The organism is Sorangiineae bacterium MSr11367 (assembly GCA_037157805.1).
In the GTDB taxonomy this organism is placed as follows: domain Bacteria; phylum Myxococcota_A; class Polyangia; order Polyangiales; family Polyangiaceae; genus Pendulispora; species Pendulispora rubella.
The window spans coordinates 7,435,406-7,455,840 of the sequence record CP089983.1 but is presented as its reverse complement, the minus strand read 5'-3'; the positions used below and the strand labels follow the sequence as shown (position 1 = coordinate 7,455,840).

20 protein-coding genes are annotated in these 20,435 nt (G+C 65.4%); 7 read left to right on the top strand and 13 right to left on the bottom strand.

The features are described from left to right. Nucleotides 1–32: 32 nt before the first annotated feature. The gene (locus LVJ94_28855) at nt 33–740 is read right to left on the bottom strand and encodes a TetR family transcriptional regulator (protein ID WXB00920.1); all 708 of its coding nucleotides are present in this window, start codon (nt 738–740) and stop codon (nt 33–35) included. Between the two features lie 104 nt (nt 741–844). Between LVJ94_28855 and LVJ94_28850 the strand changes: the two genes are divergently transcribed. Continuing rightward, nucleotides 845–1,675, top strand: coding sequence for a metal-dependent hydrolase (locus LVJ94_28850; GenBank protein WXB00919.1), 831 nt, complete (start codon nt 845–847; stop codon nt 1,673–1,675). Nucleotides 1,676–1,909: 234 nt separating this feature from the next. Next, nucleotides 1,910–3,226 (top strand): MFS transporter, encoded by a 1,317-nt coding sequence (locus LVJ94_28845; protein WXB00918.1) that lies wholly within the window; start codon nt 1,910–1,912, stop codon nt 3,224–3,226. Here LVJ94_28845 and LVJ94_28840 read toward each other — a convergent pair whose 3' ends face one another. From LVJ94_28840 to LVJ94_28830, 3 genes are all read right to left on the bottom strand, one after another. Next, entirely contained in the window at nt 3,227–4,687 is a 1,461-nt protein-coding gene (locus tag LVJ94_28840) for a sigma-54-dependent Fis family transcriptional regulator (protein WXB00917.1), read from the bottom strand. Nucleotides 4,688–4,711: 24 nt separating this feature from the next. Then, nucleotides 4,712–5,545: an MBL fold metallo-hydrolase gene (locus LVJ94_28835; GenBank protein ID WXB00916.1), complete on the bottom strand. Its 834-nt coding sequence runs from the start codon at nt 5,543–5,545 to the stop codon at nt 4,712–4,714. 123 nt (nt 5,546–5,668) lie between these two features. Beyond that, nucleotides 5,669–6,460, bottom strand: coding sequence for a hypothetical protein (locus LVJ94_28830; GenBank protein WXB00915.1), 792 nt, complete (start codon nt 6,458–6,460; stop codon nt 5,669–5,671). A gap of 232 nt (nt 6,461–6,692) precedes the next feature. Between LVJ94_28830 and LVJ94_28825 the strand changes: the two genes are divergently transcribed. Beyond that, complete coding sequence (locus LVJ94_28825) at nt 6,693–8,042, top strand: serine/threonine protein kinase (protein WXB00914.1); 1,350 nt, start codon at nt 6,693–6,695, stop codon at nt 8,040–8,042. Nucleotides 8,043–8,112: 70 nt separating this feature from the next. Further along, nucleotides 8,113–8,670 (top strand): OmpA family protein, encoded by a 558-nt coding sequence (locus LVJ94_28820; protein WXB00913.1) that lies wholly within the window; start codon nt 8,113–8,115, stop codon nt 8,668–8,670. 63 nt (nt 8,671–8,733) lie between these two features. On the opposite strand, the gene LVJ94_28815 is transcribed toward LVJ94_28820, so the two are convergent. The 6 genes from LVJ94_28815 to LVJ94_28790 all read right to left on the bottom strand — a co-directional run bounded on the left by LVJ94_28815 (nt 8,734) and on the right by LVJ94_28790 (nt 12,520). Beyond that, nucleotides 8,734–9,204, bottom strand: a complete 471-nt coding sequence (locus tag LVJ94_28815) for a hypothetical protein (GenBank protein WXB00912.1) — start codon at nt 9,202–9,204, stop codon at nt 8,734–8,736. A gap of 2 nt (nt 9,205–9,206) precedes the next feature. Next, nucleotides 9,207–9,476: a hypothetical protein gene (locus tag LVJ94_28810; GenBank protein WXB00911.1), complete on the bottom strand. Its 270-nt coding sequence runs from the start codon at nt 9,474–9,476 to the stop codon at nt 9,207–9,209. Between the two features lie 248 nt (nt 9,477–9,724). Continuing rightward, entirely contained in the window at nt 9,725–10,546 is an 822-nt protein-coding gene (locus LVJ94_28805) for a hypothetical protein (GenBank protein WXB00910.1), read from the bottom strand. Continuing rightward, entirely contained in the window at nt 10,512–11,456 is a 945-nt protein-coding gene (locus tag LVJ94_28800) for a PAS domain S-box protein (GenBank protein ID WXB00909.1), read from the bottom strand. Before LVJ94_28800 ends, LVJ94_28805 begins: the two co-directional genes overlap by 35 nt. Continuing rightward, on the bottom strand, nt 11,457–11,798 hold the full coding sequence (locus tag LVJ94_28795) for a hypothetical protein (GenBank protein WXB00908.1): 342 nt from the start codon (nt 11,796–11,798) through the stop codon (nt 11,457–11,459). It lies immediately after the preceding gene. A gap of 110 nt (nt 11,799–11,908) precedes the next feature. Then, nucleotides 11,909–12,520, bottom strand: coding sequence for a dihydrofolate reductase family protein (locus LVJ94_28790; GenBank protein WXB00907.1), 612 nt, complete (start codon nt 12,518–12,520; stop codon nt 11,909–11,911). A gap of 169 nt (nt 12,521–12,689) precedes the next feature. Between LVJ94_28790 and LVJ94_28785 the strand changes: the two genes are divergently transcribed. Further along, complete coding sequence (locus LVJ94_28785) at nt 12,690–13,268, top strand: hypothetical protein (protein ID WXB00906.1); 579 nt, start codon at nt 12,690–12,692, stop codon at nt 13,266–13,268. On the opposite strand, the gene LVJ94_28780 is transcribed toward LVJ94_28785, so the two are convergent. Both LVJ94_28780 and LVJ94_28775 read right to left on the bottom strand, forming a co-directional pair. Next, entirely contained in the window at nt 13,265–14,494 is a 1,230-nt protein-coding gene (locus LVJ94_28780; protein ID WXB00905.1) for a thioredoxin family protein, read from the bottom strand. The genes LVJ94_28785 and LVJ94_28780 overlap by 4 nt on opposite strands. Before the next feature lie 1,100 nt (nt 14,495–15,594). After that, complete coding sequence (locus LVJ94_28775; GenBank protein WXB00904.1) at nt 15,595–16,389, bottom strand: alpha/beta hydrolase; 795 nt, start codon at nt 16,387–16,389, stop codon at nt 15,595–15,597. A 76-nt stretch (nt 16,390–16,465) separates the two neighbouring features. On the opposite strand from LVJ94_28775, the gene LVJ94_28770 reads away from it, so the two are divergent. Next, complete coding sequence (locus tag LVJ94_28770) at nt 16,466–17,287, top strand: fumarylacetoacetate hydrolase family protein (GenBank protein ID WXB00903.1); 822 nt, start codon at nt 16,466–16,468, stop codon at nt 17,285–17,287. Nucleotides 17,288–17,305: 18 nt separating this feature from the next. Beyond that, a complete protein-coding gene (locus LVJ94_28765; GenBank protein ID WXB00902.1) occupies nt 17,306–18,355 on the top strand; it encodes a leucine dehydrogenase in 1,050 nt (349 codons plus the stop codon). Nucleotides 18,356–18,358: 3 nt separating this feature from the next. Here the strand turns inward: LVJ94_28765 and LVJ94_28760 are convergent, their stop codons facing one another. Next, nucleotides 18,359–20,419, bottom strand: a complete 2,061-nt coding sequence (locus LVJ94_28760; GenBank protein ID WXB00901.1) for a sodium-translocating pyrophosphatase — start codon at nt 20,417–20,419, stop codon at nt 18,359–18,361. Between the last annotated feature and the right edge of the window lie 16 nt (nt 20,420–20,435).

Sequence of the window (20,435 nt, the reverse complement as noted above, 5' to 3'; positions counted from 1 at the left end):
GAGCGGCTCCGCCCGCTGCGTCAATTCTCGATCTACGGCGAAAACTTCGAGCCGACGGCCTGGATGGCGCGGTAGTCCCTCGACGCGATGGCGCCGAAGAAGAGCACCAGGATGAACCGTTCGGCCTGGAGGCGGAGCGCTTCGCGGCGTTCGGGGTGCTCGACGTACTCGAGTGCGAGAAAGCTCATTTGCCGAATGACGATGTGCGAAAGCTCGTGCACCGTTTCCGCATCGAGCAGGTTCTCGGGCAGCAGGTTCAAAATGTCCTCGGCCATCTCCACGGCGAGGGCGTCCATCACTTCCCGCAGGGCGCTGCGCAGCACCGGCGAGCCGCCGTGCAATTCGCGAATGGCCACCACGTAGGCCGCGCCGTATTCGGAGACAAAGTCCAGCACGAGCCCCACCGACGCGTGGACGATCTCCTGCGCCCGCTGCGCCGACACCGACGATGCGCGGCGCCCTCCGACGAGCGTCTGCCGGCGTGCACGAAGCCCCGCCCGCAGCTCGGTGCTGATCTGCTGGATGAGCGCCAGCCCGAGCTCGTCGAAATCCTTGAAGTGCCGGTAGAACGTATTGGGATTCACCCCGGCATGCCGCGCCACCTCGCGCAAACCCACCGAGGCCCAACTGCGCGTGGTGGCCGCAATCTGCAACGCCGCCGCGAGCAACTTGCTCCGACCTCCCAAAACGGGATCGCCGCGTTTGAGTTTTGGCGCGCTTTTTCTGGCCGTGGTCGTCATGGGTTGACAGGGAGGTAGACGTTCGTAGACTTCAAGTAGACGATCGTACACCAAGCTTACGACAAGGCCTACAACGAGATAGAGTCGAGCCCAAGGAGCCGTTCATGAATGCCGTGATGCCCGTGCGCCGCGATGTGAAATTCCACCTGCCCGCCGAACACGTGGGCACCTGGCTGCAGGGCAGCCCGCACGTCGCGCACCTCGCCAACACGTTCTCGCTGTTCTTGCCGACCGGTGAGCGCTTCTTCATCGAGGCGGTGCGCACGTACCGCGATCGCGTCGACGACCCCGAACTGAAGACTGCCGTGAACGCGTTCATCGGGCAAGAAGCCATGCACGGGCGCGAACACCGCGCGCTCAACCAAGTGCTCGTCGAGGCGGTTCCCGCGGCGGCGGGCATCGAGCGCTTCGTCGGGGGGCTGCTCGCGCGTCTGCAAAAATGGCTTCCTCGCTCGTATCGCCTGTCGGCCACCATTGCGCTGGAGCACTTTACCGCGATTCTCGCCGACGGCGTACTGAGCGATCCTCGACTGCTCGCCGATGCGGAGCCTCGGTTCGCCGCGATGTGGCGTTGGCACGCCCTCGAGGAAACGGAACACAAGGCAGTAGCCTTCGACGTATGGACCGCGGTGATGGGGCGCGGTCCGCGTGCGTACGTCATGCGCTGCGGCGGTCTCTTGATCGCCACGGTCATCTTTTGGGGCATTGCGATTCCCTCGTACCTTCGCATCTTGAACGCGGAAGGCCGCCTCTTCGACCGCGCCGGTTGGCGGATGGCCAAGCGGCATTGGTGGACGGAAACGCGTTTTCTGCCCAATCTATGGAAGCCGTGGGCGGCCTATTTTCGCCCCAATTTTCACCCGTGGGATCATGACAATCGCGAGGTGCTGCACCAAATGGACGGCCTCATGGCCGACGCCCAGGCGTGGAGCTGAGGCAGAACAATGCGTTCTATTCGAGTTATAACGTTCGAATACAGTCTGCGCGTGCGTTGCGTCGACCCGCTCGTAGCTTGACGCCAGCTTTCTCTAGCGCGAGCGGACGCTGCGGTCCGTCCAAAGACGACGCGCACGTCTGCGCACCTTAACTCGATGCCATTCGTTCGCGCCGGGGTTTTCTTTGGTGCGGCATTTCCGCAAGTTCGTGGTGCTGCGGATAGAATGCACACCATGAACTCCGACGTCACGACGACCGCCGTACCTTCCGCACCCGCGCGCAAGTTGGGCCGCGCGGACGCGAACACTTTGATGCTGTCGGCGCTCGGAGGCGCCCTCGAGTATTACGACTTCGTCATCTTCGTGTTCTTCACGAAGACCCTGGGGCAATTGTTTTTCCCCAAGGATATGCCCACCTGGCTCGCGCAACTGCAGGTGTACGGCATCTTCGCCGCGGGTTACATGATTCGCCCCTTGGGCGGCATCATCATGGCCCATTATGGCGATCGCAGCGGGCGCAAAGGCATGTTCACCTTGAGCGTGTTCATGATGGCGGTGCCCACCCTCTGCGTTGGCTTTCTGCCGGTGTACGCGCAAATCGGAGCGCTGGCTCCGATCCTCTTGCTGCTCCTGCGCGTCGTGCAGGGCGTGGCCATCGGCGGTGAGGTGCCCGGCGCGTGGACGTTCGTGGCCGAGCATGCGCCGGTGGGGCGCGTCGGCTTCGCCTGTGCGAGCCTCTCCTCGGGGCTCACCTCGGGCATCCTGCTTGGCTCGTTGATGGCCGCCTGGATCAATCGGCACTTTCCCTTGCCGGAAGTGCTCGATTACGCGTGGCGCATTCCGTTCCTGGTCGGCGGCGTGTTCGGGTTTTTCGCGGTGTTCCTGCGCCGCTGGTTGCGTGAGACGCCGGTGTTCACGGCCATGCGCGAGAGCAAGCAGCTCGTGCAAGAGCTCCCCTTGAAGCGCGTCCTCAAGCATCACATGCCCGGGGTGGTGCTCTCCATGATGGTCACCTGGATGCTCACCGGCGCCATCGTGGTGGTGATCCTGATGACGCCGACCTTGGTGCAAGGGAGCTTCCACATCGAGGCGTCCCGCGCCTTCGTCGGCAGCAGCCTCGCCGCGCTCTCGCTCACCTTCGCCGCGCTGGGCGGCGGCATCTTGGTGGACGCCATCGGCCGCGGTCGCGCGTTGCTCATTGGATCGGTGGGGCTCTTTTTGAGCATCTATGCGCTCTATGCCGATCTCCACGCCGGCGGGGAGAACTTCCTCCTCCTATACACCCTTTGCGGGGCCTTCGTCGGCGTGGCCGGCATCATTCCGTCGGTCATGGTCGCGGCCTTTCCTCCGGCGGTGCGCTTCTCGGGATTGTCGTTTTCGTACAATGTTTCGTATGCCATCTTCGGCGGGCTAACGCCGCCGTTCATCGCCTACCTGGCCGCGCGCCTGGGCGGGATGTCGCCCGGCTATTACGTGATGTTCACGGCCCTGATTGGCGTGGCGTGCTCGCTGTACCTCATCACGACCAAGCGCACGTTCCACGAGCGCTGATCATTTGAGAAGCCGCGCGAGGGTATTTCGGCCAACGCCGAGCCTGCGCGCGGCCTCCGCTTTGTTGTTCTCGCACGCATCCAGGGTGGCCACGACGTAGCGACGGCCGGCTTCGTCCAGCGAAAGGCCGAGGGGCACGCTCACGGTGTCCTCGCCTCGTTCGCCCTGTTCGACGGCCCGCGGAGCCGCCGGCCCGAGCGCCTTGGAGAGCACGCCCGACGGCGAAAGGACCACCGCGCTTTCGATCCAATGTTCGAGCTCGCGCACGTTGCCCGGCCACGCATGCTCGCGCAGCCGCGCCAGCGTCGCCGCATCGATCACCGGAGCGGGCCGGCCGTAGCGGGCCGCATACGTATCGGCGAAGTGCAGGGCGAGTGCCTCGATTTCCTCGCCACCGCGCGCGCGAAGCGGCGGTAATTCGATTTCCACGACGCGGATGCGGTAATACAAATCTTCGCGAAAGCGGCCCTCACGCACGGCCTTCTCGAGATCGCGGTGCGTGGCGCACACGACGCGCACGTCCGCCGAGAGCGTCTGCCGCCCGCCGACCCGCTCGAACGAGCGCTCCTGCAGAAAGCGCAGGAACTTGCCCTGGATGTCCAGCGGCAGGTCGCCGATCTCGTCGAGAAAGAGCGTGCCGCCCTCCGCCGTTTCCACCTTGCCGGGCATCCGCCGATCGGCACCGGTGAATGCGCCGCGCTCGTGGCCGAATAGCTCGCTTTCCACCAATTGCGACGGCAACGTCGTGCAATCCACCGTGACGAACGGCCCCGCCTGGCGCTTGCCGTTGACGTGAATGGCCCGCGCAAAGAGCCCTTTCCCGGTTCCCGTCTCGCCGCGAAAGAGCACCGTCGCATCGGTCTCCGCGGCGAGCTGCACGCGCTCGTAGACATCGGCCAGCACTCGGCTGCGGCCCACGATGCGGTTGAACGGCCCGCGCAACGTCACGCCGGGGCGCGATGCATCCGCCGCGCGCAACGTGGTGAGCGACAGCGCGCGCGCCAGCTGCGTGGCCAGCGCGGCGAGGTAGCGCTCGTCCTCCTCGTCGAAGACGCCCTCGTGCCGGTTGAGCACCTGCACCACCCCGCGAATGGGCTCGCCGGCGACCTCGCGCACGGGCACCACGAGCATCGAGCGCGTGTGGTACCCGGTAGTGCGGTCCGCCGTCGGATCGAAGAGCGGATCCTTGGACGCGTCCTCGAGACGCACACTCGTACCGGTGCGCGCCACGTGCCCGGCGATGCCGCGATCGAGCGGCTGCCGCAACGAAGGAAGCTCGGGCAGCAGGGCCACGCGCGTCACCAGGGCGCGCGCCTCGGCGTCGACCAGCCATATCGTGGCCCGATCGGCGTTCAGCGCACGCGCGAGGCGCTCGCACGCGGTGCCGAGCAAGACGTCGAAGTCGACCTCGCGCGTGAGCAGCGAGGCAAGATCCACCAGGAGCGAGAGACGAGAGGACACGCTTTCATCGATGGTATCCACCCGCTACGCCCGGTCGAGCGCGATTTCCATTCCTTCGCGCGCCGCCCGCGAACCCTCGAAGAGCTCGCACGCCCGCGCCTCCAGCTCGAGGACCTGTTCGTCGCTCCGCCTCGGATCGTGATGAAAAAGGATGTACTGTGCAACCCCCGCCGCCTTGGCCAGCTCGGAGCCTGCGACGTAGGTCGAGTGGCCCCATCCCATGCGGGACGTGCGGTATTCGTTCTCGGTGTACTGCGAATCGTAAATGAGAACGTCGGCCCCGCGGGCGAGATCGAGCAGCTGTGGATCGGTGCCGGCGAAGTGCTCGGTGTCGGTAGCATACACCACAGAGCGCCCACCGCACTCGATGCGGTAGGCGAGCACCCCGTTGGGATGGTTCCCTCTGGCCGCACGCACCGTGGCATCGCCCACGCGAAAAGCGTCGCCCGCCTGGACCTCCTCGATGGAGATCGAGGCGCGCAGCTCGTCGTGTCGGACGGGAAACACCGGGTCGGTCATCTGACGCGCCAGCGTTTCCCGCAGTCCGAGTTTGCCATTCTTGCCGCCGACGATGCGGAGCTTCATGTCCGGCGAGTACGCCGGCCCGAAAAAGGGCAAACCCTGAATATGGTCCCAGTGCACGTGCGAAAGAAGCAAGGTGGCCTCCATCGCCGGCGCCCGGTCGTTCGATTGCGCGAGCATGGCATCCCCGAGCCCCCGCAGGCCCGTGCCCGCGTCGAGGATGAATCGCTCGTTTTCACACGACACCTCGACGCAACTCGTATTGCCGCCCACCCCCGCCGTCTCCGGCCCCGGTGAAGCGATGCTTCCGCGAACGCCCCAAAATCGGATTCTCATGCACACTTGGCATAGCGAACGCGATGCCAGGCCGATTTCGGGGCGAAAATAGCTGCAGGCGAGGGCGGCTGCACCAATTTGGAGCACCTGGGTGCTCCGGATCGGAGCGTGTGGGGCACGTCGTCAGTTGTATTTGTTCCAGAGGTTTTTCACATTGGTACGCATACTGGGGTTGGCGCAGTAAAATGCGTACTTGGCGTGGCCTTGGAGACCATTTTTGCAAACGGAATAGTCGAGGACCTGGCGATCGAGCATGGCCTTCATCGGCACGCCCGCGTACACGGCGTGGATGTGGTGCACCTCGTTCGAAGGCCAGCCGTCGTGGCCCGGATCGCGGTACCACGCGGCGAAGCCCACCTTGCCGAGGTAGAAGAGGACGTTCTTCACCGCCTTGGCCGCCATCTGCGGACCACCGGGCTTGGTGCGGGTCGAAATGTCGACGGCCGCGCAGTAGACCTTCGTCTTGCCGTCGAGATCTTTGAAGCTTCCGTCCTTGGCGTGCGAGCCTTTCGAGGCGGGGGCGTTTCCGCACGTCTGCATGATGCGCCAGGCCGGGAGCTTGATGTTGCGCAGGGCCGTCGACGCCCGACGGTGGAGTCCTGATTTGAGCAGCGGTGTGACCGCGGCCGCGGCCTGGACGTCCACGCCGTTGGTCTCGAGGTCGTCGCCGTCTTCGATGCCCACGGCGGGATCGTCCTCCGTCGTCTCGAGCCACGTGAGGAAGTCCTCGTCCTCCTTGGCCACGTAGCTGCCGGTGTCTCCCTCGTCGAGGGAGACGCCGTGGTCTTGCTCGTCCGCGGCGAGCTCTTGATCCGTCTCCACGTTCTCCGCGGCCGATTCGCCCACGTTCCCGTCCGACGATGCGCAACCGACCATGACGAGAGCGGCAGCAATGGATATCGCAATCTGTTTCATCGTAAGTGCCTCCTTTAGGCTTCGCGGGAGGACATTGCAGTGCGTGTGCCGTGGAGGCTCGTGAAGGTGAGACCGCGATTCTCGGGTGAAATGTGCATGCGAAAGCTCGAACGTGGCATGGCCCGTCGGCTCGCCCGCGCGAACATGCGATCCAGAGTGATCTCGCAGCGCATTCCACGACGATCCTGCGCAGCGTGGTAGAATGCTCGGTCCTGCGACGTAATGGATACCGATGCCTGCCCAATTTGATCTCGTCGTAAGCCGGAGACTCGATCGCTACGAGCTTCTGTACGAGGTGGGGCGCGGAGGCATGGGCTCGGTATGGGCCGCCATGCTGCGCGGGAAACACGGCTTCGAGAAGCTCGTGGCCATCAAGACGATCTTGCCCGAGTTCGCCGCCGAGCCGCGCTTTCGGGCCCTGCTGCTCAACGAGGCCCAGCTCACCGCCCGGATCGAGCACCCGAACGTGGTGCAGACGTTCGAGCTCGGCGAGCACAACGGATCCCTGTACGTCGTCATGGAATGGGTCGAGGGGGAATCGCTCTACGTGCTCTGGCGCGACGTGGAACGCTCAGGCCATACCGTCATCCCCATCGGGGTGACGTTGCGCGTGGTGGCCGACGTCTGCGGCGGGCTGCACGCAGCCCACGAGATGCGCGACGCGAACGGCGCGCCTGCCTGCATCGTGCACAACGATATTTCGCCGCACAACATTCTGGTGACGTCGCGAGGGATCTCCAAGCTGGCCGACTTCGGCGTCGCGAAAATCGCGAACCGCGCGGCGGGCGCGGCGAGTGTCGCGGAAATGGCCTCGCTCCGCGGCAAGGTGCGGTACATCGCGCCCGAGCGGCTTTCGGGGTACGAGGATCGCCGCTCCGACATTTGGAGCCTCGGCGTGGTGTTGCGGGAGCTTCTCCCCATGGAGATGCCCGGCCCATGCCAGCGCGTCGTCGATCGTGCCGTGGCATCGGATCGCGAGCGCCGGTTCGGGACGGCGTACGAGCTCGGGCGGGCCATCGAGTCGGTGATGGACGAGTGCCAACTGTCGACGACCTCGGCCGACGTGGCATCGTTCTTCGAGTCCGCCCTTCGCGAACGTTCGGCCATGCGCAGGCGGCGGGTCGATGCGACCTTGGGGATGGGGGAGACGTTGGACGTCGTGCGCGATCTCCGACCGCCGCCCGCGCCGTCGCCGCCGCCCGCGAGCATTGGTGGCGAGACGGTGCCTCTGAGCCGTACGCTCGCCGTCCGAAGCCAGCTCGCCGTGATCGCACCCGAAAAGCCGGCGCGACGCTTCGCCCGTGCGTGGCTCGTCGTGGCCATCGCCGCGTGCGCGGTGGTGCTCGTCGCGGGGCTGGTCCTTTTCGTGATGACCCGCCGGTCACCTGCGCCGACTCCAGAGTCACTTCCCTCCGCTTCGGTGGCGCCCGCAATCCAGCCACCTCCGCCTCCGTCCAGCGCGCCGCCACCGGGTGCCGCGCCCGCGGGGGCCGCTTCGTCCGCGCCGCCTCCTCCTGCCGTGCGAAGGCCGCGGCCACCCGCGTCCAAGGCGTCGCACGATCCCTACGAGGGCCGCTTGTAGATTACGGCGAGTTATGGAGCCTCGGGGAATGCGTGCGCGCGTCCGCCGCTTCCTTTCTACGGAGGCTCACATGAATACTCGTTTCGTTTTGCCGGTGGTTGGGCTCTCTCTCTTCTCGTTGGTTGCATTGGCCGCCGTCGGTTGCGCGCACGAGCCCGTCGCGCCTGCCGTGGCCGCACCCGCTGCGCGTCCTCCTGCGCCCGTCGCGAGCGCGCCGCCGCCGCCGGCCGCACCGTACCATGGGGCGGCGGTCGCCATTTCGGGTGACCTGCTCGCCGCGTGCAACATCGTGCTGGGTAAGGTCGATGCGGCGCCCAAATTCGATTTCGACGACAGCGCCCTTCCCGATCAGGACCGCGGCGTTCTCGATCAGGTTGCCAAATGCGTAACCACCGGGCCGCTTCGCGGTCGGTCGCTTGCCCTCGTCGGTCGCGCCGATCCGCGCGGCGAGGTCGAATACAACTTCGTCCTCGGCGAGCACCGCGCCGACAGTGTGGCCAATTACCTGGGCCAGCTCGGTGTGGCCAAGGACAAGCTGCGCGAAACGTCGCGCGGCAAGCTCGATGCGATCGGCACCGACGACGAGAGCTGGGCCCGCGATCGCCGCGTCGACATCGCGCTGCTCTGAATGGGATCCCAGCGCGCAGCTTCGCGCGCCGGTTCCCGGCGTGTTCCGTCCGCCCCCGATTGGCTAGGACGTTTGGACGTGCTTCAGCGCGGCCTGGGCGAAGGCCCACGCGTCCTTCATGAGATCGCCGGTGACAGCCGGCCCCTCACCGAGGTTCGTATGCGTCCGATTCGTCCACGTGCCCAACAACGTCGCGGGTTCGGGCCCGCCGGCGAAGTCGAGAGCCATTTCCCACGTGAAGTATTGGTAATACGCCGGGCTGTCGGTCTTTCCGACGACGAGCCCCATGTAGGCCTCCGCGATGTCGCGAGGCTCGGGAAAGGTCAGCACGCCCAGTCGGTGAACGCCATAGGTGGTGTGGAAGAAGCGCGGGCGGTAGTGGAACCCGCATTTCGTCCACAGGAACGCGAAGAGCTCCGCGTCGTTGACTTCGATGGCGTCCAGCAAGCGCTTGGGCCCAAGCGACTGCAACAGGGCCGGGAGGGCCATGTGCGCGGCCACGTAGCGCGGAGAGGGAGTGGGCGAAGGCGACACGATCACACTTTCTTGCGAGACACGTGCAGCGGGACGCGCACCCAACGGCGCAGAGCCGAATGCGCATCGGGGCGGTGAAGCGAAGGACGCCGGCGGGTCGTTTGTTTGTCCTGGACGCTGAGCGGACCGCCCGAAGGCTCCGTGGTGGCCACGATCACCGGCAGCTCGGCAACCATGGAAAACGTGACGAAAACCTTCTCTTTCATAAATTCCATTTGTCCCCTTCCCATCGAGGTCGCGTATGCACTCATCAACCCGCGTGCCAGGGTCACGGTGCCGAGAGTCCCGTGGAGTTGCGGCCGTAAATGAACAGAACGGACTAGGCGAGTGGGATCGACCTGGAACCACTGTATCAAAGTTAGGATTCGCGCGCGGTACGGATTAATGGCTTCGATACGGTCGCCGGTACACCTGGCAACCCGCGCGCGCGGCTGGTCGCGCCAGTTACCACTGTTGCTTGCGAAGCAACGGGGAGCGCAGCTGGATGATGACTTTCGTTTTCTCGGTCGCGTCAGTCGCGTCAGTCGCGAAGGGTGCCCAATGGATCGTCGACTTCGACTTTGGGCGCGTATTCGGTAACGAGCTTGGCAAAAATCGTGGGGTGCGGCACCTGGTCGAGGCGAATGTTTCGCCATGGAAACACGGTCTGCCGGCGAAATAACGCGACGCGTCCCGGTAGATATCGAACCAAGCGGAGCTCGCTCCACGTAATTGCCCACGATGTGGTTCGTAGTCCGATTCGATCCAGCGCGACGTTTCCAAATGTGAGTGTCCCGCCATCTCGAACCGTTCGCGACGCATCGGCGCGAAGCGGATGGGAGCAAGCGCGGAGGATCTCTTTGGCGATGGTGAAGCCACCCCTCACATGAAGCGGCACGAGGTGGCTCGATTCATCGTGTTTCACGAGACGGAGTGCGTCCATCAAAGCCACCGTGCCCAACCACGATCGCATCGACTCGAGGATGAACCAGACTTCGTCGACGTCATCAAAAAGGATGACATCCTCCGTGTCCGACTTGTGCGGTGTGCTCACCACCACACCGTGTGCGTGAAGAGTGATACGCAGATGGCGCATCCGAATTGGCGCCCAGGCGAACAAGAAGAAGGCGGCCGCGGCCACGGGAATGGTGACCGCGAAGAGAGTGCCGATCTGACCCTGCTTGGCGAAGAGAAATCCGTTTACGAAGACGATGATGACGACCGACATCGCCACCGGAAGCACGGCGCGCCAAAGGGGAAGCGGCGCATGGGTCGATCGCACCGGCCCGAGTGCGTCGCGCTCGGTGCCGGGCTCGCGTGGCGATGTCTCAGCGCCTCTCTCGCCGCCGGTCGTCGAGCGCATAGGGAATGGCTTGTTGAAAGGCACCGAAGATGACGATGCCGCTCAGATCGGCATCGAGCTGGACCATCGTTTGCGCAACCCGCGGCTGAATACCCGTTATAACCACATCGGCGCCAATGAGTCGTACGGCCCCGATGGCGCGCAAGAGGCCATGGACCGACGCTTGATCGAAGGCGCGCAAACCCGTGAAGTCGACGATGACCACGCGGGCCGCGCGGGAAATCACGCCCTGCAAAAGCGTCTCCGTCATGCGCACGGTGCGATCTTCGTCGAGGGAGCCGATGAGGGGAAGCGCCAACACGTCGTCCGCGATCGGAATGAGCGGCGTGGAAAGCTCCTCCATGAGCGCGGCCTGAAGCTTCATCGCACCGCGCAGCCGCAGTCGTTCCTCTTCGGCGCGTTTGACCTCGGTCAGATCGCGTGCGACGCACACGATGCCCTGCACCTCACCGCGGTCGAGCATGATGGAGGCGGTGACCGACACCGGTGTGGGCTCGCTGTGTTTCGAGGCGAAATAGGTGTCCGGGTGCGTGGCGCGCCCGCTGGCGATGACGTCGTCGGTGTTCAGCTCGGGAAGGAGGGCGATGAAATGTTGCCCAAGCAACTCTTCCCTCGTGAAGCCGGACATGGTGCAGGTGGCCTGATTCACCATGCGAAGGACGCCGCCGCGGTCGGTGACCACGACGGGATCGATCATCGAATGGAGAATGTGTGTGACGTAGCCTTTGGAAACCGTGGAGGCGGCAAGTTCCTCGCCCAGCATGTTGAGACCGACGGCCATGCTGTCGATGGTGTCTCCGTGAGGGCTCACCTGCGCTTTCTTCGAGTAGTTGAACGATGCGAGGGCCACGATGACTTCTTCCAGGTCGCGCAGCCGATCGCCAACGTCGCCGACGTGGTTGGAGCTCATCTATTCGGAAAACCCCTGCAGCCAATCGATGGCTTCGCGCTCCGAGTTGAATAGCTTCGTCGGGACGAGCTCCTTTTCGTGAACGGCGGCGAAAATTTTCGTCATCATGGCGCTGACGGGCGAGTCCATCAGGAACGCGAACGCACTGAACGACTTGATGCGGGCGAAGAAGGCGCGCGCCTCCTGATCGATGGTGACGGGCAGCCGCACGTCGATCAAGATGGGCAGCCGTTTGCCGCCCGACGCGCGTTCTTCCACGGCGAGAATCCGTTTGGCACCCTCGAGGTCGCACACGCCGCCTGCGAAATAGGCGAAACGCACGATGCCGTTCTCGTCATCCAACCAAGCTTCCCCAAGCTCCGTTCGGAATCTTTCCCCTGCCATGTCGTCCACAAGACATACACGACCGGCGGCTGGATGTAGCTTGGGAAGATGGTGAAATATCCGTTCCCTTATCGACGCTGGTAGACGTTGGCGACGCTCCCGGAGGGAAATGCTGTTGTGCTGACCAGCTTCACGTCGAAGGAGGCGGCCCGAGAAAATATCGGTAGGCCGCGTCCTAGGACCACGGGATGAACGAGAAGGCGGTATTCGTCGACCAGGTCATGCTCCACGAGGCTCTGTACGAAGCCGGCCCCGCCGTGTGCCAGAATGATTTTGCCGTCTTGCTGTTTCAATCGGGCAATCTCCTCCACGAGGTCGCGGGCAATCACGGCCTCGGTCCACGTGTTGGCGCTGGGGGAGAGCGGTGCAGGAACGTCGCCCCGCGCGTCGCGGATGCGCGATGCGTCGCGCAATGCCGTGGTCGTCGTCGCCGTGCTGGAGGAAAGGCCCTTTCGCGAAAAGACCACCTTGGGAATTTCGTTCATGGGTGCGGCGAACGGCTCGGTGGACGTTGGCCAGTACGCCGCCATGTCGTGGTACGTGCGGCTGCCCATGATGTGGACGCCCGCTTGCCGGAGTGTGTCCACCACCCAGATGGCCGCGCGGTCGTCCATGTTTCTGATGAGCCAGTCGACTTCGCCGTTCGGTCCGCCGACGAACCCATCGATGGAAACGGACATTTTGAGCACCAATTTTCTCATTTGGCCCAGAGGACGAACGAGCCGGTGCCGCTCCGACAGAGAGGGGCGAAAGGGTGTCTTTTTATTTCGTTAAGGTGAACCGCTGGAGGTCAGGCGGTATAGTCGCATATCATGGCCGACGTCTGGCTCTGCGCAGTGTAGGTGGGGGATGCGGGAGAATCGCTGCAAGGGGACCAACATTCACAACCTGCTGCGCGTGCTGAGGCAGGAGGGCGGGAAGGCTCGCGAGGAAGAGTGCGTCGGCCGTTTGCCGGACGAGTTTCGCACGGCGGTTCAGTATGGCGCGATCGTTCGCGGCGGGTGGTACCCCATTCATTGGTATCGAACTCTTCACGCCACCGCGCAGGCCGTGGGCATGGGCCCCGGCTTCCCCCGCACCTGCGGGAAAATTTCGGCAATGGAGGATCTTTCGGGCGGCATCTACTCCGTCTTTCTGCGGGTGGTGTCGCCGGCGTTCATCATCTCGGGCGCGGCGCGCCTGTTCAATCGCTATTACGAACTCGGCACGATGGACATCGCGGAGTCGCGCTCGGGCTACGTGCAGGCGAGGTTCCACGAATGCTACGGCTTCGACCACAACATTTGGCAGGACATGCTCGGTGGCAGTGAGGGCGCCCTCGTGGCCGCTCGCGCCTTCGACGTGCGCGTGCGCATCGTCGATGGCGGTGCCGACGGGGACGATCACGCGACGTTCGAGGCCTATTACCGCGAAGGCCGTCGCGATTAGCGCGCTTCGATGCCGTCGTCCTGGATGCCGGTATAAGCGTTGGGCGGGACGAGGCCGAGCCACGGATCCGAGGCGGGGGTGTAGAACAATGTACTGTACACGCGTTTGTCGAGCTCGTTCAGATCGTACGGCGCTTCGGCAAACCAGCGGTGCAAGGTCGCATGAAGCGAGAACTCGTTCTTGGCGGTGTCCTCGGCCATGTTGGCTTCGAACTCGGCGATGAGGCCGGCGACGCCACGCGCATCGAGCGGGGCACCTGGCCTCTGGGCATCGGCCCAGTTGCGCGGGCGCTTGGCGCGAAGGAGCTCGACGCTCGAGGCGTCGAGCTGCGCATCCTCGGCGAAGGCCCGGCCGATGTGCCGCCACGGCACGGGATCGCGCGGCGGTGTCCCCCGCTCGATTGCGCGGAGCGGCGGTGTTTCGACGGCGGCTTTGCTGGGGGCGACCGGCATGGCCATGTAGGCCGGCGGCAGCACTTGGTCGTTGCCGACGAGCGCCCCCGAGGCCGAGGCATCACCGGGAAACGGCATCTCCGGCAGGCTCGCCCGTCGAAGTGTGGGGGCCCAATCGCTCACGAGGGCCTGGAGCGCGGCCCGGTGATGCGTCTCCATGGCCTGCCGCCACGCGGACTCCTCGAAGGAGCCTACGCGACGGGCCAGGCTCTCCGCGTTCTCGAGGCCGCGGCGGAAGGCTCCAGGACCGTAAAGGCCGGGAAGGGCATCGACGGGGCGGCCCTGCACGTCGAGCACGTAGTGAATGCTGTTGCCCGTGATGGTGCGCACCACCTTGCGCCCGTCGCGGAAGTCGATGGTGATGACGGGCGCGGGGCGCTCGCTCTGCCAGACGAGGACGAAGTGCTCGCGCAGGTACGCAGAGAGTTCACGGTTCGCGTACAACGCGGTTCGGAAGAAGCGGCTGTTGGCGCAACTCAGCTCTTCATCGAGGTTGCCCAGCATGCGCAGCGCGAGGATGGGACGCCCTTGGCGTCGGGCCGCGCCCATGGCCTCGTTCAAGTCGGTGTACCAATAAAGGCGTGACACGTGCGCGTCGCGCTGTTTGGCCACCGCATCGATCGCGCGCTGCAGGTTGGTGCGTGCGAGAACCTCCGACGCGGGTGTGGCATCGTAGCGCGCCAGCAAGGCGCGCAGGCCGTCCGGCCCTCCGCCGCGAAGCTCGGCATGGACGCGTGGATCACCCTCCGCCGCCCGTTGCGCGAGAGACGCCATGGTTGCGGGAGCCTTGACGTTCGCATCGCGAATGCACCCCGTGCTTGCCGTCAGGAAGACCGCGAGAAGACCGACCGAAAGAAAGCCTCCAGCACCCATCCGGGGATGGACGTGGCGTGGGTCGATTCGGTCCAAATCTTTTTGTCGCTCTCATGCGAAAAGGGATTCCTCGTTTCGAAGAGGGATGAGCAATGCGTCGAAGTTCGAAATCGCACATCGGCCGGCGGCAGGTCCTGAATGGCGCAGCTGGCGCAATTGGGGGCAGCGCTCGGATGTCCGAACCCGTCGCACATGGCCAGCGCCGGATGGTGTCGTCATTTTTGGTGTAGACTGCAAGTGGTTGCTCTTCGCGTTGGTCCGTGACGCTGGCACCTCGGGTGTGACGTCCAAGTGGAAGTCCCTTGGCGGAGGGGGCCGTTCGTCACGGTGCAACTACAAGACGGAGGGGGGAGGGGGAGGGGGAGGGGGAGGGGGAGGGGGACAAACGCGTGCGTGATCGCGCGTTCCGCGCAATCTCAGACGGCCTTCTTCTGGCCTTTCTCTGCCAGATGAAAATGAGGGTAAAAGAAAATCCGGTGGATGCGAGCAGTTGTTGCAGCTTCCCCAACTAGGAATTCCGCCACCGGTCGGCGCCCGCTGCACCTCCCGTCACCGCCCCACGTGTTGTTCCCCCTAGCTGGACGCCGTTGGGCGTTGGTTCCCTGCCTTCGGGGGCACGCGGAGGGCTGTTGCCTCCCACTCGAACCTTGCGGCAACCCATCATCTTGATCTTCGACCTTGCGGGCGCGGGGTCCGGAGCTCCGCGCACGAAAGTCTGACCCGACGCATTGCCAAATGGAGGCCAAGCTCTCATTCGGCAAAATGCGACGAATCCCCGCGCCGCCCCCTGTCCGGGACGCTTCGGGCCTGTCCTAGGACACTTCGTCGCGCGCGCGTGCGTGACGATGGCGCGCCCCAGTACGCGTCACCGCCCCACCTCCCGCGGCGACGAGCTTGACGTTGAAGGTGTTCCCCTCGTGCTGCGACCGAGGACGCGCCTTCGTGAGGACCCGCGTGCGTGACGATGGCGCGCCGCTCTCGAGAAGCGCCTAACCCGCGGATCACCCCGCGCCGAAAGCGAAGACCGCCCGGACGAATTGATCGGTATCGCGGTCGATGGCCAAATGGCCCTGGCCGTGGAGCGGAAGCACGTCGGCTTGGGGGATCTCGTTGGCGATGGCCAATGCGGCGGGACGGAAATACGGAGGGCTCTCCGTTCCGAGCAGGAGCCGAACCGGGATGCGGATGGCCGACAGGCGCGACGAGATATCGAAGTGCTCGACCTGCTCGAGCTCGCGCACGATGGTGAGGGCCGCGGCCAGGCGCGCTTGCCACATGGGCGTGGGCACCATTTCGGCGATGTCCTCCGGCGTGGAGTGGATGACCTCGCGGTAAAACGTCTCCAGCACCAACTGGCGATCGCCGCGTGCGGCGGCGGCGCGCAGTCGCTCGAGGGTGGCGGCGGGCGTCACGGCATGGCCCGGCGTGGCGGCGGGCGGCTCGTAGATGAGCAATCGGCCGATGGCATCGGTGCTCAAAGCCGCTTCGAGCGAGCACAGCGCGCCGTACGAATGCCCCACCAAATAGACATCGCGCCCGGCGGCCTCGACGACGGCGGCCACGTCCTCACCTTCACGTGCGATGTCGTACGGCGCCTTCTCCTTGTCGCTCAAGGCTCGGCCGCGTCGATCGACGATGTGCAGCGTGAACCGCTCGGCGAGCTGCGGAACGGCGGGCAGCCAGCGCCGTCGATCGGCGGTGCCGCCGTGAACGAGGACCATCGCAGGTCCCTGACCGAGCTTCTCGTAACCGATGATGCTGCCGTCGCGCGACACGACCGAATGAAAGTCGGACATACCTTTGGCTATAGCCCGACCTCGGTCGGCCAACAAAGAGGACAGCGCGTCGGCGCGAAGTGCTAACAAATGAGCGATGCCGAACACCGATCCGGGCGCGCTCGCGCGCGAGCTTTTGGCGGCGTACGAAACAGGCGCCGTGGTTCCATCGACACCTTCGGCGCGCGACGACGCGTTCGATCTGCGCGCAGGTTACGCGGTCGAGGCCGAGCTCCTGCGCGCGCGCCAATCGGCCGGGCGAAAAAGCACCGGCCTCAAGGTCGGATATGCCAACAAGGCCGTGTGGCGTGCATTGAAGCTCGACACATTGGTCTGGGCACATATGTACGACGACACGGTTCATTTCACCGACGCCGCCAGCACGTCGTTGACGTTGCCGTATTATCGCTCGCCCAAAATCGAGCCCGAGATTGTCATCAAATTGCGCGAGCCCGTGCCTGCGGGCCTCGAGGCCGCTGCGGACGTACTCCCTCGCGTGGAATGGGTGGCACTGGGGTTCGAAATCATCGATTGCCCATTTCCAGATTGGACCTTCAAGCCGGCCGACTTCGTCGCCGCCTTTGGTTTGCATCTGGCACTGGTCGTCGGCCCGCCCCTTCGCGTAGAGGCCGGCGCCATCCCCGCATTGGTCGAGTCCCTGGCGTCGTTCAAATTGACGTTGTCCAAAGGCGATCAGCTCGTCGAGAAAGGCGCGGGCAAAAATTCCCTTCGTAGCCCCGCGCTCTGCGTCGCCGAACTCGCGTCTGCACTCTCGCGCGCGGGGAGCACCCCGCTCGCCGCGGGAGAGCTCATCAGCACCGGCACGTTGACCACGGGCCAGTCCGTCGCCAAGGGGGAGACGTGGCGGGCCGAGGTCGAAGGGCTCGACCTGCCCAGTTTGAGCTTGCGGTTCGAGTAGAATCGGTCCGAGATTCCAATGGATCGCTACACACAGTCGCTGTGCGCCTGGGCTGGGGAGTTCGTGGCGTCGTGCCATGACAAGGAGACGGGGGCCTCCATGTTCATCTGCGTGCACTCCACCGCACGCGGGCCGGCCGCGGGAGGGCTGCGCATCAAGGCCTACGACGCCCCCCTCTCCGCCATGGAGGATGGCCTACGCCTCTCGAGCGCCATGACCCTGAAGATGGCCATTTGCGATGCGCCGCTCGGCGGTGGCAAGTCGGTCATCTTCGTCGACCCCGCCGTGCTCGCGGCGCAGCGGCCCAAGATCCTCGCGCGCTTCGCCATGCTGCTCGAGTCGTTGCACGGCACGTATTACGGCGCGCCGGACATGAACACCGGCCCCGACGACATGGACTTCATTTACGAGCGAAGCCGCTACGTCTTCTGCCGCACCGCGGAGCGAGGTGGCTCGGGAAGCACGACGCACCACACCGCCCTGGGCACGTTCCACGCAATCCTGGCCAGCGCCGAGTTTGCGCTCGGCCGTCGCGACCTCACGGGACGATCCATCGTGGTGCAGGGCGTCGGTGGCGTCGGCGGTGCCTTGGTCGAGATGCTCGTGCGCGCCGGCGCGCGCGTCACCGTGAGCGACGTCGACGCGTCGCGCGTCGCGAGCCTCGTATCGCGCTTTGGTGTCGCCACCGTCGCCCCCGACGACGCCGTCACGACCGCGTGCGACATTCTCGCGCCCTGCGCCACGGGCGGCATCCTCAATGCGCGCACCATCCCGGAGCTACGCTGCGCGGCCATCGCCGGCGCGGCGAACAACCAGCTCGAGACCCCGGAGGACGACGCGCGCTTGCAGGAGCGGGGCATCCTCTACGCGCCGGACTTCGTGGCCAGCGCCGGCGGCGTCCTTCATGGCGTAGGCTTCGAGCTCTGGAAGTGGAGCGAAGCCCAGGTCGACCAGGCCGTCGAGCGCCTCGGCGGCATTTTGCTCGACGTCTTCGCGGCCGCAAAGGCCGACAAAACAGGAACGCGCGAGGCCGCCGAGCGGCTCGCGCGTTCCAAGTTGCTCAAGTGACGATCAGGCGATGAGCGGGGCGATGAGCAGCGAGACGACGCCCATGACCTTGATGAGGATCGAGATGCCCGGGCCCGAGGTGTCCTTGAATGGATCGCCCACGGTGTCGCCGACGACGGCGGCTTTGTGCGCATCCGAACCCTTGGCGTGACCGTCGAGGCCACCCTTTTCGATGTGCTTCTTCGCGTTGTCCCAAGCGCCGCCGCCGTTCGCCATGAGCAGCGATAGAACGGCGCCGACGGCGAGGGCGCCCGCCAGCATGCCGGCGAGAACCTCGGGACCGGCGATGAAGCCGACGATGACCGGTGCGAGCACCGCGATGGCGCCGGGGGCGATCATCTCGCGGATGGCGGCCGTCGTCGCGATGTCGACGATGACCTTCGGCTGTGGGTCGACACCGGCCTTGCCCTCGAGCAAGCCCGGGATCTCGCGGAACTGGCGGCGAATCTCCTCGACGATGGCGCCGGCGGCGCGACCGACGGCGGTCATGGTCATCGCGCCGACGAGGCACGGGAGCATGGATCCGAAGAGGATGCCCATGAGGACCTTCGCGTCGGTGAGGAACAGCACGAGATCCGCACCGCCCTTGGCCCGACGAACCGCGTTGACCTCCATGTTGAAGGCCGCGAAGAGAGCGACGACCGTGAGCACCGCCGAACCGATGGCGAAGCCCTTGCCGACGGCCGCCGTGGTGTTGCCCACCGCGTCGAGTTCGTCGGTGATGGCGCGCACGTCTTTGCCGAGGCCCGCCATCTCGGAGATGCCGCCGCCGTTGTCGGCGATGGGGCCGTAGGCGTCGACGGTCATGACGATGGCCGTGCCGGCGAGCATGCCGACGGCCGCGAGCGCGATGCCGTAGAGACCGAGCTGCGCGTTCGAGATCCAGCCCACCGCGCAGAGCGTAACGAGCGGGATGGCGCAGCTTTCGAGACCGACCGCGAGGCCGCGGATGACGTTGGTGCCCGGGCCGGTGAGGGAGCTCTGGGCAACCTTGTGAATCGGGCCCATCGACGTGTAGTAGTCGGTGACCAAGCCCACGATGGCCCCGCCGGCGGCGCCCGCCGCGAGCGTGATGACCGCGCCGGCGCTGAAACCCGCCTGGGGAAGAAGGATGGCCGCCACCGCGACGACGAGGAAGGGCGGAAGAATGAGCGCGAGACGCAGAACGCGTGCCGGGGGCAGGTTCTTCAGCATGCGCGTGATGAAGATGCCCACGACCGACATGCCGAGGCCGATGGTCGCAAGCAACAGGGGAAGCGACACCGCCATGGCGCGGAGCGCCTTCTCGTCCGTCACCTGCGGCGCGAGTTTGGACAAGGTGTCGATGGGCAACGTGAGGCCGAGGGCCACCGCGGCGACGACGGCTGCGACGTAGCTCTCGTAGATGTCGGCGCCCATGCCGGCGATGTCACCGACGTTGTCGCCCACGTTGTCGGCGATGACGCCCGGGTTACGGGGGTCGTCCTCGGGGATGTTCGCTTCGACCTTGCCCACGATGTCGGCGCCGACGTCGGCGGCCTTCGTGTAGATGCCGCCGCCGATGCGGGCGAACAACGCGATCGAGCTGGCGCCCGCCGCGAAGGAGTGGACGATCGTGGCCAGGTGGGAGTCATCCCGGAAGAACGCGTAGATGCCGCCCAGGCCGAGGAGGCCGAGGCCAGCGACGCAGAGGCCCATGACCGCGCCGCCATCGAGGGCGGTCACCAGAGCGGTCGGCTTGCCGTGCGCGCGGGCGGCTTCCGCCGTGCGAACGTTGGCGTAGGTCGCTGCCTTCATGCCGAAGAAGCCGGCCACCAAGGACAGAAACGCACCGGTGATGAAGGCGCCGCCCGCCAGAAGACCCAGCGTGCCCGAAAGGAGCGCGAAGACGACCGCGGCGTAGATCGCGAGCACCTTGTATTCGCGCGCCAGGAAGGCCATGGCGCCTTCACGGACGTAACGCGCAATGCGCGCCATCGCCTCGTTGCCTTCGGGCGCCTTCTTAACCTTAACGTAGAACGCGCGAGCGACGATGAGCGCGACGGCGCCCGTTCCTATCGACTGATACGACAAAGCATCCAACACGTTTGAACGTCCTCTC

What these genes read in the sequence shown, in the direction of transcription:
- LVJ94_28855 (WXB00920.1), bottom strand. Translation starts at nt 740, where the DNA reads ATGACGACCACGGCCAGAAAAAGCGCGCCAAAACTCAAACGCGGCGAT.
- LVJ94_28850 (WXB00919.1), top strand. Translation starts at nt 845, where the DNA reads ATGAATGCCGTGATGCCCGTGCGCCGCGATGTGAAATTCCACCTGCCC.
- LVJ94_28845 (WXB00918.1), top strand. Translation starts at nt 1,910, where the DNA reads ATGAACTCCGACGTCACGACGACCGCCGTACCTTCCGCACCCGCGCGC.
- LVJ94_28835 (WXB00916.1), bottom strand. Translation starts at nt 5,545, where the DNA reads ATGAGAATCCGATTTTGGGGCGTTCGCGGAAGCATCGCTTCACCGGGG.
- LVJ94_28830 (WXB00915.1), bottom strand. Translation starts at nt 6,460, where the DNA reads ATGAAACAGATTGCGATATCCATTGCTGCCGCTCTCGTCATGGTCGGT.
- LVJ94_28825 (WXB00914.1), top strand. Translation starts at nt 6,693, where the DNA reads ATGCCTGCCCAATTTGATCTCGTCGTAAGCCGGAGACTCGATCGCTAC.
- LVJ94_28820 (WXB00913.1), top strand. Translation starts at nt 8,113, where the DNA reads ATGAATACTCGTTTCGTTTTGCCGGTGGTTGGGCTCTCTCTCTTCTCG.
- LVJ94_28805 (WXB00910.1), bottom strand. Translation starts at nt 10,546, where the DNA reads ATGCGCTCGACGACCGGCGGCGAGAGAGGCGCTGAGACATCGCCACGC.
- LVJ94_28800 (WXB00909.1), bottom strand. Translation starts at nt 11,456, where the DNA reads ATGAGCTCCAACCACGTCGGCGACGTTGGCGATCGGCTGCGCGACCTG.
- LVJ94_28790 (WXB00907.1), bottom strand. Translation starts at nt 12,520, where the DNA reads ATGTCCGTTTCCATCGATGGGTTCGTCGGCGGACCGAACGGCGAAGTC.
- LVJ94_28785 (WXB00906.1), top strand. Translation starts at nt 12,690, where the DNA reads ATGCGGGAGAATCGCTGCAAGGGGACCAACATTCACAACCTGCTGCGC.
- LVJ94_28780 (WXB00905.1), bottom strand. Translation starts at nt 14,494, where the DNA reads ATGGCGTCTCTCGCGCAACGGGCGGCGGAGGGTGATCCACGCGTCCAT.
- LVJ94_28775 (WXB00904.1), bottom strand. Translation starts at nt 16,389, where the DNA reads ATGTCCGACTTTCATTCGGTCGTGTCGCGCGACGGCAGCATCATCGGT.
- LVJ94_28770 (WXB00903.1), top strand. Translation starts at nt 16,466, where the DNA reads ATGCCGAACACCGATCCGGGCGCGCTCGCGCGCGAGCTTTTGGCGGCG.
- LVJ94_28765 (WXB00902.1), top strand. Translation starts at nt 17,306, where the DNA reads ATGGATCGCTACACACAGTCGCTGTGCGCCTGGGCTGGGGAGTTCGTG.